Source organism: Bifidobacterium sp. ESL0764 (genome assembly GCF_029395515.1).
Taxonomy (GTDB): domain Bacteria; phylum Actinomycetota; class Actinomycetes; order Actinomycetales; family Bifidobacteriaceae; genus Bifidobacterium.
In genome coordinates, this window is record NZ_CP113919.1 from 672,859 (window position 1) to 686,438 (window position 13,580).

The 13,580-nt window shown below is 59.8% G+C and carries 11 protein-coding genes; all 11 read left to right on the forward strand.

Annotated elements, in window-relative coordinates; genetic code table 11:
* The first annotated feature begins 52 nt into the window (after positions 1-52).
* The 11 genes from dusB to OZX71_RS02420 all read left to right on the forward strand — a co-directional run bounded on the left by dusB (position 53) and on the right by OZX71_RS02420 (position 13,544).
* Positions 53-1,366, forward strand: coding sequence for a tRNA dihydrouridine synthase DusB (dusB, locus tag OZX71_RS02370; RefSeq protein ID WP_277160368.1), 1,314 nt, complete (start codon positions 53-55; stop codon positions 1,364-1,366).
* 342 nt (positions 1,367-1,708) lie between these two features.
* Positions 1,709-2,890 carry a cell division protein FtsZ gene (ftsZ, locus tag OZX71_RS02375; RefSeq protein WP_277160633.1) on the forward strand — a complete coding sequence of 394 codons (1,182 nt, stop codon included), beginning with the start codon at positions 1,709-1,711 and terminating at the stop codon, positions 2,888-2,890.
* A gap of 21 nt (positions 2,891-2,911) precedes the next feature.
* Positions 2,912-3,397 (forward strand): cell division protein SepF, encoded by a 486-nt coding sequence (locus OZX71_RS02380; protein ID WP_277160369.1) that lies wholly within the window; start codon positions 2,912-2,914, stop codon positions 3,395-3,397.
* Between the two features lie 6 nt (positions 3,398-3,403).
* Complete coding sequence (locus tag OZX71_RS02385) at positions 3,404-3,682, forward strand: YggT family protein (RefSeq protein ID WP_277160370.1); 279 nt, start codon at positions 3,404-3,406, stop codon at positions 3,680-3,682.
* A gap of 94 nt (positions 3,683-3,776) precedes the next feature.
* Entirely contained in the window at positions 3,777-5,048 is a 1,272-nt protein-coding gene (locus tag OZX71_RS02390; RefSeq protein WP_277160371.1) for a DivIVA domain-containing protein, read from the forward strand.
* Positions 5,049-5,061: 13 nt separating this feature from the next.
* The gene (locus tag OZX71_RS02395; protein ID WP_277160372.1) at positions 5,062-5,628 is read left to right on the forward strand and encodes a signal peptidase II; all 567 of its coding nucleotides are present in this window, start codon (positions 5,062-5,064) and stop codon (positions 5,626-5,628) included.
* The gene (locus tag OZX71_RS02400) at positions 5,625-6,548 is read left to right on the forward strand and encodes an RluA family pseudouridine synthase (RefSeq protein ID WP_277160373.1); all 924 of its coding nucleotides are present in this window, start codon (positions 5,625-5,627) and stop codon (positions 6,546-6,548) included. The genes OZX71_RS02395 and OZX71_RS02400 overlap by 4 nt, the downstream gene beginning before the upstream one ends.
* A 95-nt stretch (positions 6,549-6,643) precedes the next feature.
* Positions 6,644-10,213, forward strand: a complete 3,570-nt coding sequence (dnaE, locus tag OZX71_RS02405) for a DNA polymerase III subunit alpha (RefSeq protein WP_277160374.1) — start codon at positions 6,644-6,646, stop codon at positions 10,211-10,213.
* Positions 10,214-10,296: 83 nt separating this feature from the next.
* Positions 10,297-11,694 carry a histidinol dehydrogenase gene (gene hisD / locus OZX71_RS02410; RefSeq protein ID WP_277160375.1) on the forward strand — a complete coding sequence of 466 codons (1,398 nt, stop codon included), beginning with the start codon at positions 10,297-10,299 and terminating at the stop codon, positions 11,692-11,694.
* Between the two features lie 82 nt (positions 11,695-11,776).
* Positions 11,777-12,175 carry a GNAT family N-acetyltransferase gene (locus OZX71_RS02415; RefSeq protein ID WP_277160376.1) on the forward strand — a complete coding sequence of 133 codons (399 nt, stop codon included), beginning with the start codon at positions 11,777-11,779 and terminating at the stop codon, positions 12,173-12,175.
* A 205-nt stretch (positions 12,176-12,380) separates the two neighbouring features.
* Positions 12,381-13,544, forward strand: coding sequence for a histidinol-phosphate transaminase (locus OZX71_RS02420; RefSeq protein WP_277160377.1), 1,164 nt, complete (start codon positions 12,381-12,383; stop codon positions 13,542-13,544).
* The last annotated feature ends 36 nt before the right edge of the window (positions 13,545-13,580 follow it).

Below are 13,580 nucleotides of genomic sequence, written 5' to 3' on the forward strand. Positions count from 1 at the left end.
CAGTAAGAATATTGTTGGCGAATTTGAAAGTTAATAAGCGAATAGGGGATACGTGAAGAACTTTGAGGAATGGCTGAAGAAAGTGGATTATTCGGAGGCTCGGCAGCACTTTGATGAGGGCTGGGACGAGGAGCTCAAGGGGCTTCCCGGGCTCGATCCGAGCGAAACCAGTGCCGCGGCCGGCGAATACGAGGCCGACGCCGACGGCAAGCCGCTGCCGAAAATCGCTCCGGTCGATTTGGGACCCATCCACGTTCAGACGCCGGTGGTGCTCTCTCCGATGGCAGGCGTGACCAACTGGCCGTTCCGCTCGATCTGCCGCGCCTACGGGCCCGACGGGCTCTACGTGGCCGAGATGGTCACTGCACGCGCGCTCGTGGCCCGCAATCCCAAGGCGCTGCGCCTGTGCCGTTTCGCACCGACCGAGAAGATTCGTTCGCTCCAGCTCTACGGCGTCGATCCCAACATCACCGCGCAGGCCGCCCGCATGGTGGTCGACGGCAATCTGGCCGACCACGTCGACCTCAACTTCGGCTGCCCGGTGCCCAAGGTCACCAAGCGAGGTGGCGGCTCGGCGCTGCCTTGGAAAACGGATCTGTTCCGCGAGCTCATCCATCGAGTGGTCGAGGTGTGCCGCGACGCGAATATCCCGGTGACCGCCAAAATCCGCGTGGGCATCGACGCCGAGCACACCACCTTCCTTGATGCGGCCCGTATCGCCGAGGATGAGGGCTGCGCGGCGGTGACGCTGCATGCGCGCACGACCGCCGAATACTACGGCGGTCACTCCGACTGGAGCCGCATCGCCGAACTCGTGGACGCCGTGGACGTGCCGGTGTTCGGCAACGGCGACATCTGGGGCGCCGAGGACGCGCTGGAAATGGTGCGCCAGACCGGTTGTGCCGGAGTCGCCATCGGGCGTGGCTGCCAAGGCCGCCCGTGGATCTTCTCCGACATCAAGCACGCCTTCGCCGGTTCCAACGAACGTTTCAGCCCGACGTTGGGCGGGGTCTTCCAGATCATCATGGCGCATGGTCAGTTGCTTCTGCGCTTCTACGACGGCGACGAGACGATGGCCGTGCACGACCTGCGCAAGCACATCGCGTGGTATCTCAAAGGCTTCCCGGTCGGTGGCTCGACCCGGCGCGCGTTCATGGAGTCCGAGACGTTGGACGATGTCAAGGCCGTGATGGACAAGCTCGACCCAACCGTCACCTATCCCGAGCGCGTCACCGACAAGCCCCGCGGCCGTGTTCGCTACGCGAAAAAGGTCCACGTCCCATACGGCTGGTTCGATTCACGCACCACGACCCACGAGGAGCGCGAGCGGCTGTTCGGCGACGACCCGATGGACGCCAGCTACTGATTAGACACAATAGAATTCGTGTGGTTGAGTGGCGGAGTGGAGATATACGATGTTCGGGCGTAAAGACTTGGCCTGTACAAAATCTTTAGATTTTGCCTTCGCGCTCGATATATCGCGCTCACTGAGCCTACAGGAAGTCCACTGGACTTCCTGCTTGACGGCTCAGCCCGGAGCGTCCCGAACATTGTATATCTCCACTCCGCCACGTCAGTTATCCGTTCATATCAACGATTCGGAATAAAGAAATCAAAAAACATGTGGTACACCCCGGGAAATAGTCTTAATTTAGGCGTGTTCTGCGATAGAGTAATAGGCATAACCGTGAAGTGACAGGAGACTATGGTGAGCGAGATTGCCCAGAATGACAATTTCAACGATAAGACGAGCATCAAGGTGGTCGGTGTCGGCGGTGCCGGTGGCAACGCCGTCAATCGTATGATTGCCGAAGGCTTGCAGAACGTTGAATTTGTAGCTATCAATACCGACGCGAAAGATCTGCTCCGCAGTGACGCGGATGTCAAGATTTCCCTGAGCGACCATTCCAGCCGCGGGCTGGGAGCCGGGGCTGACCCCGAAAAAGGCGCCAAGGCCGCGCAGGATCACCAGTCGGATATCGAAGAAGCGCTCAAGGGCGCCGACATGGTCTTCGTCACCTGCGGTGAGGGTGGCGGCACCGGTACCGGCGCCAGCCCCATCGTCGCGCGTGCGGCGCACCAGCAGGGTGCTTTGACCATCGCGGTGGTCACCCGTCCGTTTGCTTTCGAAGGCCCGCAGCGTGCGGCTTCGGCCAAGCTCGGCATCGAGAATCTGCGCAAGGAAGTCGACGCGCTCATCGTCATTCCCAACGACCGTCTTCTGGAGCTCTCCGACAAGACCATCGGCATCGTCGATGCCTTCAAGACCGCCGATACCGCGTTGCTGGCCGGCGTGCAGGGCATCACCGACCTCATCACGATGAACTCCTATATCCACGTCGACTTCTCCGATGTCACCGCCATCCTGCGCGGCGCGGGCACGGCCCTGTTCGGGATCGGCTCGGCTCGCGGCGAGGACCGCGCCACCCAGGCCGCCGAGATCGCCATCAGCTCCCCGCTTTTGGAAGAGAGCATCGAGGGTGCGCACGGTGCGCTCATCAACATCGCCGGCCCGACCGACCTCAAGCTGCAGGAGGCCAGCGACGCCACCGAGCTGGTGCGCAAGGCCATCCATCCGGAGGCGCAGATCATCTGGGGTCTCGCTCTGGACGACGCCTATGGAGACGAGGTCCGTGTCACCGTCATCGCGGCCGGTTTCGACGCCGAAGGCAAGAAGGACGCCGAGAGCCTCGATACGGTTTCAAATTCGGCAGGGTCTGCCGCCCACACCTATGAGACCGAACCGCAGACTCCTCTGGTGCGCCATGTGCCCGATTTGGACACTCCGACCGTCGCGCATACCCCGGAGACCGGTCCGTATGATGATCCAGACGAATCGTCCTCGCCCGACGATCCCGGCGATCTCGATATCCCCGATTTCCTGCGCTAAAGAGCAGACGAAAGGATTTTTATGGCTGGATACATGAAAAAGGCGATGTCATATCTCGGTATGGCTGATGTCGTTGATGATGATGACGAAGCGCAGGAAATCGAAGATGGCGCATCCTCTGATTTCGATTCGGACACTACCGTGACGCCTATTACGTCACAAGCGACTCCGGCTACCCGCTCTCAGGACAGTCCTTCCTCAACGCGAACCGCCAAGCCTTTCCCGGCAGGTCGTATCAACCGCATCACCACTATTCACCCCAAGACCTATGACGAAGCCCAAAAGGTTGGCCGTGCCATCCGTGACGGCATTCCCGTGGTCTTGAACCTCACCGGTGTTTCGGAAGCCATCGCCTACCGAATCGTGGATTTCTCGGCCGGTGTGGTCTTCGGGGTCCGCGGGTCGCTGGAACGCGTCACGCCAAGGGTTTTCCTGTTGAGCCCGGCCCAGGTCAACATCAAGGTGGACCAGTCCTCATCCGATGAATCCGAAGACGATTTGTTCTGAGGTTTTATGCTGTTCACCATTCTTTATCTGATCAAGTGGCTCATCGGTGTCTATGAGACGGTGCTCTTTATCAGGGTGCTGATCGACTGGGTGTTTGTGCTGATGCCGCGTTGGCGCCCAGGGCGCGTGATGGGGTCGATCGTCAATGTCTTCTATGTGCTGACCGATCCGCCGCTGCGCTGGTTGCGTCGCTACATTCCCATCATTCGGATGGGCAATGGTGGATTGGATGTCACGCCGATGGTTCTATGGTTCATTCTGGCCGTGGTGGGATTCATCATCTGAGTATCTTTCCGGTGTGAGGGTATACTGCATGGTGTAGCATGTATTCAAGAGTAAAAATCAGAGGCATTATGCCCAAAGTGAGGTGTAAAAGTATATGGCACTGTTAACGCCGAAAGATATCAGGGAACATGCCTTCCAAACTGTACGTTTTAAAGAAGGATACGATGTCGAAGAGGTCGACGACTTCCTCGATCAGGTGACCGAGACCGTCGAAGCTCTCGGCAAGCAAGCCATGGCGAACGGCAACGGCCAGTCGACGCAGTCGCTGGGTCCGGACGTCAGCAAGCTCAATTCCAAGATTTCCGATCTGACCAGCCAGGTGCAGGCCCTGAGCCGCGAGAACCAGACCCTGAAGACGGCGGCAAGCCAGCAACAGAGCACCGCCAACCAGCCTAACGCAAGTGTGGATGCCTCCAAGCTTGCCGAGGCCGAGGAAAGCAACAGGGCGCTCGCCGAGCAGAACAAGCAGTTGAAGGATCAGGTTGACCGCTTGAATTCGCAGATCGATCAACTCACAGCCCAGGCGGCACAGGCCGCAGGCAAGAAGGACATCGACAACCAGCTTGTCGCGGTCCAGCACGAGCGCGATGAATTCCGCAACGGCAACGAGAAGCTGTCCCGTGAACTCGAGCAGGCCAAGAAGCAGCTTTCCAATGCAAGCCAGCAGGCCCGGCAGTTGCAGGATCTTTCCCGCCAGCTTGAGGAATCCAAGCAGCGTGAGAACCAGCTGCGTGCCCAGGTTTCCAAGATCGAGCCGAACACCGAGACCGGCAGCCTCCAGAAGATCGCAGGAGCCGCGGCCGGTGCTTCCAGCGAGCCCGAACGTGCGACCGCCATGTTGACGCTCGCCATGCAGCTGCATGATCAGTATGTGGATAAGGGCAAGGCCAAGGCCAAGGAGATTACCGACGCCAGCCAGTCCAAGTACAACGATCTGGTCAACAAGGCCAACGACTATTCGACCCGCACCCGCAACGAATCCGACGAGTACGCCAAGCAGACCCGCGGCAAGGCCGAGGAATATTCCAAGCAGACCCGTTCGGAAGCCGATGCGTACGCGCAGAAGACCCGTACCGCTGCCGACGATTATTCCACCCAGAAGCATTCTTCGGCCGATACCTATGAGGCCGAAGTCCAGCGTCGTGCCGGCGAATACGATCAGAAGACCCGTGCCGCTGCCGAGACCTATGCGCAGCAGGTGCGCGACAACCTTGCCTCGCAGTCCAAGGTCATCGAGTCCAATATCCAGAGCCTCAAGCAGTTCGAGACCGAATACCGTACCCGCCTGACCGAGTTCCTGGGCCAGCTTGTCTCCCAGGTCAGCGATACGAACACGTACAACAAGATGGAAGAATCCAAGGACTGATTCGGCCATCGATATGAAGAATACATCCCCTAAACGGCCGCGCGATCGTGTGGCCGTTTTCGTTATCGTTGCCGTCGTGGCGTTGCTGGTCGACCGCCTGACCAAACTGTGGGCGCAAGCCGCACTGGCCGACGGCAGGACCATCATTGTTGTCCCGAAACTGTTGGGCTTGACATTGGTACATAACCCTGGAGCTTCGCTTGGAATGGGTTCGTCGGTCACTTGGCTTATTTCCTGCCTGGCGCTGGTGGCTTGTGTGGTACTCGTGTATCTGGCTATGACCACGGTTTCGCTGTGGTGGACGGCTGCGCTGACGTTGGCGTTCGCCGGGGCTTTCGGCAATCTCATCGACCGTGTTGTTTTTGCTCACGGGTTCCTCAACGGTTCGGTTGTGGACTTCCTGAACTACGGCTGGTCGGTCGGCAATGTAGCGGATATAGAACTCGGAATCGCGGCGGTGCTTATCGTTGTCTTGTTGTTGGCGAATGTGCCGTTCAGCGCAAAAGATATGAAAGAGAGCCAGGAGAGCAAAGAACAATCTGCAGATAGCGCCGAAAGCAGGGGAGCGGACGGCCGATGAGTCGACTGGTTCCCGCCCCGGATGCGTTGATTGGCAAGCGTTTCGACGTCGCTGTCGCCAAGATGCTCGGTGTTTCGCGTTCCAAGGCCGTCGAGCTGATCGAAGCCGGTGAGGTTTCTGTATTACAAAGACATATTTCGAAATCCGGGACGCTGACCGGTGGCGATACCGTCGAATTCGATATCGTCGAGCCTGATCCCGAGCCTGAACCGTTGGCGGAAGGCATGGCCGTCGTCTATGAGGACGACGATATCGTCGTGGTGGACAAGCCGGTCGGTGTCGCGGCCCACGCCTCTGCGGGCTGGACGGGGCCGACGGTGCTGGGTAGTCTTCTGGCCCGGGGAGTGCATATCACTTCCATGGGGGCTCCCGGCAGGCATGGTATCGTCAGCAGACTCGATGTCGGTACCAGCGGATTGATGCTGGTCTGCAAATCGGATTTGGCATACCTTCAGATGCGCCGTCAATTCGCCCATCATGAAGTGACCAAAATCTATCATGCCTTGGCGCAGGGTAACCTCGTCAACGACAAGGCGACCATCGAGGCGCCCATCGGACGGGCCAAAGTCTCGGATTTCCGTTTCACCGTCACACCGCTCGGCAAAAGGGCGATCACGCATTTCGACGTGTTGGAGCGTTTCAACGAGGCGACGCTCGTGAGCGTCAATCTCGAGACGGGACGCACCCATCAGATTCGGGTGCATTTCTCTTCCATCGGCCATCCGCTGGTAGGCGACCCGATGTACGGCGCCAACCCCGTATTCGCGCAACGCCTGGGTCTGACGCGCCAATGGCTGCACGCGATGCGTCTGGAGTTCAAACACCCGCGCACCCACGTTCGCACCGTAGTCGAGTCCCGCTATCCCGCCGATTTGGCGCATGCGCTGAATATCGTGCGCGAGGACAAGCTTTCCTTCTGACTGTGTGGTTTATCCCGCGACGGCGGTACTGCCAATTCCAAATTTCAGCGTACGGAAAAGCGTTCGGGTCTGGTCGATTCGGTATCGTGGAGACTATGGCCAATTCGGGAAATTTTGTTCAGCTGCATAACCACACGCATTATTCGTTGCTCGACGGTGCGTCCAAGATTCCCGACCTGATCAACCGAGCCAAAGAACTTGAAATGCCGGCCATCGGCATCACCGACCACGGCAATATGCACGGTGCCTACGAGATGTGGAATACTGCCGTAAGCGCCGGTATCAAGCCGATTATCGGCATCGAAGCGTACGTCACGCCTGAAACGTCGCGTACCGACAAGACCCGTGTGCACTGGGGCACCGAAGCCCAGCGCAGCGACGACGTTTCCGGTGGCGGCTTCATCACCCATATGACCCTCTGGGCCGAAAACGACGAAGGCTTGGTCAACCTGATGAAGGCTTCGTCTGTGGCCAATCTGGAAGGCCGCGTCGGTAAGTGGCCGCGTATGGATTACGACGTGCTCGAAACGTATCACAAAGGCGTCATCGGCACCTCCGGCTGCCCGTCCGGCATCATCCAGACGCGACTGCGCCTGGGGCAGTACAAAGAGGCCTTGCGTGCCGCGCACCAGCTGCAGGATATCTTCGGTAAGGATAATTTCTATATCGAACTGATGGACCATAATCTCGAAATCGAGAAGCGCGTCTCCACCGACCTGCTCAAGATCGCAAAAGACCTCGGCGCCCCCATCATCGCCACCAACGATTCCCACTATGTCCACGAGGCCGACCGAGGCTCGCAGGACGCGATGCTCTGCATCAACTCCGGTTCGCACCTGGACGACCCGAACCGCTTCAAGTTCGACGGCTCAGGGTATTACATCAAATCGGCCGAAGAGATGAGAGCGCTCTTCAAGGACCTGCCCGAGGCCTGCGACAACACGCTGGAAGTAGCCGAACGCTGCAACGTCATGTTCGACGACCACGAGGACGGCGCGTTCATGCCGCTTTTCGACTGCCCGGACGGATGGGACGAAACCTCGCTCTTCTTGCACGACGTGCAGCAGGGTCTTGAGAAGCGTTACGACGGCAACGTGCCCGACGATGTGCGCCGCCAGGCCGACTACGAGTGCGGTGTGATCTGCCAGATGCAGTTCTGCGGCTACTTCCTCGTCGTCGCCGACTACATCAACTGGGCCAAGACCCACGGCGTGATGGTCGGCCCGGGCCGTGGCTCGGCGGCAGGCTCCATGGTGGCCTACGCGATGGGTATCACCGAACTCGACCCGTTGAAACACGGCCTGATCTTCGAACGCTTCCTCAACCCCGAGCGTGTCTCCCTGCCTGATATCGATATCGATTTCGACCCAGAAGGCCGACAGAAGGTGCTCGACTATGTGGCCGACAAATACGGGCACGACAAGGTGGCGCAGTGCGTCATATACGGCACCATCAAAACCAAGCAGGCCTTGAAGGACTCCGCGCGCATCATGGGCTACGAGTTCTCTGTGGGCGACCGCATCGTCAAGGCGCTGCCACCGAGCAAGAACGGCAAGGACGCGAGCCTTAAGGAGATGTTCGACCCGACCAGCAAGAAATACGCCGAAGCACGCGAATTCCGCGAGCTCTACGATTCCGACCCGGACGCCAAACGCATCACCGAGGAAGCCAAGGGCATCGAAGGGCTGATCCGCCAGACCGGTGTGCACGCCTGCGCCACTATCATGTCGGCCACGCCGATCACCGACACCTCGCCGCTGCTGGAACGCACCGACGGCACGGTGACCACGACCTTCGAATACCATACCTGCGAAACGCTGGGGCTGGTCAAGAACGACTTCCTGGGCCTGTCCAACTTGACGGTCATCCGAGACACCCTGAAGAACATCGAGCTCAATGGCAAGCAGTCCATCGACTACACCAAGATTCCGCTGGATGACAGGCCGACCTACGACCTGTTGACCCGGGGCGACACCCTCGGCGTCTTCCAGCTCGATGGCGACGGCATGCGCGCGCTGCTCAAAAGCCTCAAGCCCGACAACTTCAACGATATTTCGGCATTGATCGCCCTTTATCGCCCGGGCCCGATGGATGTGGATTCGCACAACAACTATGCCAAGCGCAAGAACGGCCTGCAGCCGATCACTCCGATCAACGACGAGGTGGCCGAGGCGCTGGCGCCCGTGCTCGACGAGACCTACGGCCTGATCGTCTATCAGGAGCAGGTGCAGTCTGCAGCGCGAATACTGGCCGGTTACTCGCTGGGCCGAGCGGATGTGCTGCGCCGCGCCATGGGCAAGAAAAAGCCCGAGGTGCTGGCTAAAGAGCAGGTGCCGTTCTTCGAGGGCATGAAGGAGCACGGCTACTCGCGCAAGGCCGCACAGGACGTCTGGGACATCTTCGTGCCGTTCGCGGGCTACGCGTTCAACAAGGCCCATTCCGCCGCCTACGGGCTGATCTCCTACTGGACCGCCTACTTGAAGACCCACTATCCGGTCGAGTTCATGGCCGCCCTGCTGCAGAACGAACGCAGCAACAAGGACAAGACCGCGCTCTACCTGGGCGAGGCGCGGCGCATGGGCATCAAGGTCTTGCCGCCGGACGTCAACGAGTCCCGGCTTGAATACGCCCCTGTCGGCGACATCATCCGCTTCGGCCTGGGCGCCATCCGCAATGTCGGCGACAAGGCGGTTGACGGTATTATCACCGAGCGTGAAAGCAAGCGCGGCAAGTATGTCAACTTCATGGACTTCATTCGCCGGGTTCCGCTCGATTCGCTCAACAAGAGATGCATCGAATCGCTGATCAAGGCGGGTGCCTTCGATTCCATCGACCCGAACCGCCGTGCGCTCTTCCAGATCCACGAGACCGCCATCGATTCCGTCATCAGCCTCAAACGCAAGGAGGCTGAGGGCCAGTTCGACCTCTTCGCCGACCTCGGTGGCGACGGCGATGGTGACGGGTCCGGCGAGGACGCGATGGGCGACGCCCAGGTCAGCGTCCCTGATATCGAGGAATGGGACAAGAAGACAAAACTGAACTTCGAGCGCGAGATGCTGGGCCTCTACGTCTCCGACCACCCGCTTTCCGGTATGGCGTCGGTGTTGAACAGTCTGCGCGACATGTCCATCGCCCAGCTGCTCAACAGCGCCAAAAACATGGACGACCGGGCGCAGGTCACCATCGCCGGGCTCATCACTTCCGTCGACCGCCGTGTCTCCAAGAAGGGCAATCCGTGGGCCATCGTCACCATCGAAGACATGGAAAGTTCCATACAATGCATGTTCTTCGGGCGCGCCTACACGTCGGCCGCCGAATCGATGGCCGTCGATGAGGTGGTGCAGATTCGCGGGCAGGTCGAGCTGCGTGACGAGACGGTGAGCCTGCGGGCCAACGAAATGGAAGTGCCGAACCTGGTGGCCGAGGACGAACGCCCGTTGGTGCTCACCTTGCCTCAGACCGCGCTGAATCGCTCGCACGTCATGCATCTGGGGCAGATACTCACCAAGCACCCGGGGGTCTGCGAGGTGAAACTGGCCATTATGGATTCTGCCGGCAACGCCCAGGTGCTCACGTTTGGCGACCGGTTCCGCGTCAAACGCGATACGTCGCTGTTCGCCGAAATCAAGATTCTTTTCGGCGCCAAGTGCCTGCCCGCAGCGTAGGCGCCAATGTCCGAGGAACGATGAATCTCAGAATGTGAGTTGGGTCTCATACTGAGAGATTGTTCAGAATATGATAAGAAAGTATGGAAAATAACACCATGCGAATTATCGATCTGCGCGGAAAGCGCCTCACCCGCGCGCAAATGCTGGAGGCCATGCCTCGTGCCGAAATGGGTACGAACGAAGCCAGCAGCGCTGTGCGCCCTATCCTCGATGACGTCAAGGCCCGTGGAGCCGCGGCCTTGCGTGATTTCGAGGAGAAATTCGATCACATTCGCCCGCACCATTTGCGCGTGCCCGTCGAAGCGATGCAAAGTGCGCTCGAAGAGCTCGATCCCGAGGTTCGCGCCGCCATCGAGGAATCGGTACGTCGTATCCGCAAGGTCTGCCATTCTCAGGTTCCCAAGGACTTCTACACCGACCTGGCCGAGGGCGCACGTGTCGCTGAGCGCTGGATCCCGGTCGAGCGCGTGGGCCTGTATGTGCCCGGCGGCAAGGCGGTCTATCCCACTTCCGTGATCATGAACGCCGTGCCGGCCCAGGTCGCGGGCGTCTCTTCGCTGGCCATCGCCACCCCTCCCGCCGCCGACAACGACGGTCTGCCGAACAAGACCATCCTCGCCACCTGCGCCATTCTCGGCGTCGACGAGGTCTACGCGGTCGGCGGGGCACAGGCCGTCGCCATGTTCGCCTACGGCGCCAACGGCAGCGAGCCGCAGGACGGGGAAGTGCTCTGTGAACCGGTCGACAAGATTACCGGTCCGGGCAACATCTTCGTGGCCACGGCCAAATCGATGGTCTCCGGCATCGTCGGCATCGACGCGGTCGCAGGGCCTACCGAGATCGCGATTCTCGCGGATAAGACCGCCAACCCGAGCTGGGTGGCCGCCGATTTGATCGGTCAGGCTGAGCACGACGAGCTGGCCGGTTCCGTATTGATCACGGACAGCGAGGAACTTGCCAAGAAGACGCAGGAAAGCCTGGATGAGCGCGTGCCGCGCACCATGTCGCACGAACGTGTCGCCACGTCGCTGACCGGTCGCCAGTCCGGCATCATCCTGACCGACGGGCTCGACCAGTCGGTGGATGCCGCCAACGCCTACGCCGCCGAACACTTGGAGATCCAGACCGAAAATCCCGACGAGGTCGTGCCGCGCATCAAGAACGCCGGCGCCATCTTCCGCGGCCCGTATTCGCCGGTTCCGCTGGGCGATTACATGTCCGGATCCAACCACGTGCTGCCCACCGGCGGCACCGCCCGCTTCGCCTGCGGTCTGGGGGTGCACACCTTCATGAAGCCGGTCGAGGTCATCGAATACGACGAGCAGGGTTTGAAGCCCTTGGCGTCGCTGATCAACGCCTTCGCCGTCTCCGAAGATCTGCCGGCCCACGGCGAGTGCGTGCTGAGCCGTTTCGTCGACGACCCATACGACAAGGCCACCTTGAAGGACCAGGAACGCAAGGCCGGCCTGCGCAAGTAGCCTCGTTCATTTTCGGCCTCGGGATCGGCGGTCTGAAGTCGCTGATTCCGAGGCTATTGAAATTATCTGGAGGGAATCGGATATGATCGTTTACGCGCATGAGCGGAACATTACCGCCGGGCAACTTGCTTGCGTATTCGATCGATCCGGAATCCATCGTCCGACCAAGGATTTGGCCAGGTTGCAGGGAATGCTCGACAATGCCGATGTCTTATGGACGGCGTGGGATGGCGAACGCCTTGTCGGCGTGGCACGTGCCTTGACCGATTTCAGCTATGCCTGTTATCTCTCGGATCTGGCAGTTGACAGCGATTACCAGCGCCAAGGTATCGGCCGAAAATTGGTTGACGGTGTTCGCAGTACGATTGGTCCGGATGTGTCGTTGGTGCTGTTGGCGGCAAGCGGTGCGATGCAATATTATCCTCGCATCGGTTTCCACCATGCCGACAACGCATTCATCATCGCCAGACGTCCATTCTAAGTTCGCTGTGACTGACTGTTTTTCGGCACGAACGTTGCTGGACGCAGAAAAGTGCTTATTTATGGCAGCTTAGTGGCCGGTTTCTTGCATCGAGCTGATGAGATGCTAGAAAGTGGTCATTTAGAGTGGTTCAGTGACCGTTTTCTTGCATGGCCGGTATCGGACGCTAGAAATAGGACATTGTTGAAATGAAGGGAAGAGCAAGATGACCGATACGATTCCGCAGGGACTGCCGCTGCGTAATGACCTGATCGGGGAGGTGCCGTATGGTGCGCCACAGCTCGACGTGCCGGTGTGTCTGAACGTCAACGAGAACCCGTACCAGCCCGCACAGGCCGTGGTCAACGAGATCGCCGAAGACGTCCGCAGGATCGCCCCGAGCTTGAACCGTTACCCCGACCGCGAGCATATTGCGCTGCGTCAAGCTTTCTCGCGCTATCTTGAACGCGAGTCGGGTGTGAAGCTCGGCGTCGAGCAGCTGTGGGGCGCCAACGGCAGCAACGAGATCATGCTCCAGCTCTTCCAGGCTTTCGGTGGTCCGGGACGCAAGGCTTTGGGGGCCGATCCGACCTATTCGATGTACCCCGAATATGCGCGCGACACGTTCACACGTTGGGTCACGGTTGATCGCAATCCCGATTTCTCGCTCAATCTTGAGGCTTTGCTTGCGGCGATGGAACGCGAACAGCCGTCGATCATACTGCTGACCAGCCCGAACAACCCGACTGGCACCATTCTGCCGCCCGATCAGCTTGAGGCGGTGCTTAAGACCGCACAAAACGCCAAGGTGGATGGCGCTGCAGCCGGCGTGCACCCTGTGGTCGTGGTGGACGAGGCCTACATCGAATTCCGCACTCCCGGCACGCCGAGTGCGCTTGAACTGCTGGCTGGTTACCCGAACCTTGCGGTGAGCCGCACCATGAGCAAGGCTTTCGCCTTCGCCGGCGCACGCGTGGGCTACCTTGCCGCCGCACCGGGCATTATCGATTGTGTGCGCATCGTGCGCATGCCCTACCATCTTTCCGCAGTCACCCAGGCTACGGCGCTTGCGGCCTTGAAACACACCGACGAGCAGCTGAGTCAGGTCGAGCATCTTCGCAAGACCCGCGAGGCCACCGCCGCGTGGCTGAAGACACTGACTTGGCATGGCAAGGCGCTTGAGGTCGCGGATTCCCAATCGAACTTCGTGCTCTTCGGCGGCTCGTTCGAGGATCGCGACCGCATTTTCGACGAGCTGCTGAAGCGCGGCGTGCTGATTCGCGTGGTCGGCCCCGACGGCTGGCTGCGCGTGTGCATGGGCACTGACGAGGAGATGGCCCGTTTCCGCGAGGCGTTGACGCAAGTGCTGGCACAACTCGACAACGAGTAGTGGTTAACGTATCTCCTTCTTACGTTTGCCAGTCGT

Excerpts from the sequence above, each read along its gene's own strand:
- OZX71_RS02390 (WP_277160371.1), top strand. The coding sequence starts at position 3,777 with ATGGCACTGTTAACGCCGAAAGATATCAGGGAACATGCCTTCCAAACT.
- OZX71_RS02415 (WP_277160376.1), top strand. The coding sequence starts at position 11,777 with ATGATCGTTTACGCGCATGAGCGGAACATTACCGCCGGGCAACTTGCT.
- OZX71_RS02385 (WP_277160370.1), top strand. The coding sequence starts at position 3,404 with ATGCTGTTCACCATTCTTTATCTGATCAAGTGGCTCATCGGTGTCTAT.
- OZX71_RS02420 (WP_277160377.1), top strand. The coding sequence starts at position 12,381 with ATGACCGATACGATTCCGCAGGGACTGCCGCTGCGTAATGACCTGATC.
- hisD (WP_277160375.1), top strand. The coding sequence starts at position 10,297 with ATGGAAAATAACACCATGCGAATTATCGATCTGCGCGGAAAGCGCCTC.
- dnaE (WP_277160374.1), top strand. The coding sequence starts at position 6,644 with ATGGCCAATTCGGGAAATTTTGTTCAGCTGCATAACCACACGCATTAT.
- OZX71_RS02400 (WP_277160373.1), top strand. The coding sequence starts at position 5,625 with ATGAGTCGACTGGTTCCCGCCCCGGATGCGTTGATTGGCAAGCGTTTC.
- OZX71_RS02380 (WP_277160369.1), top strand. The coding sequence starts at position 2,912 with ATGGCTGGATACATGAAAAAGGCGATGTCATATCTCGGTATGGCTGAT.
- OZX71_RS02395 (WP_277160372.1), top strand. The coding sequence starts at position 5,062 with ATGAAGAATACATCCCCTAAACGGCCGCGCGATCGTGTGGCCGTTTTC.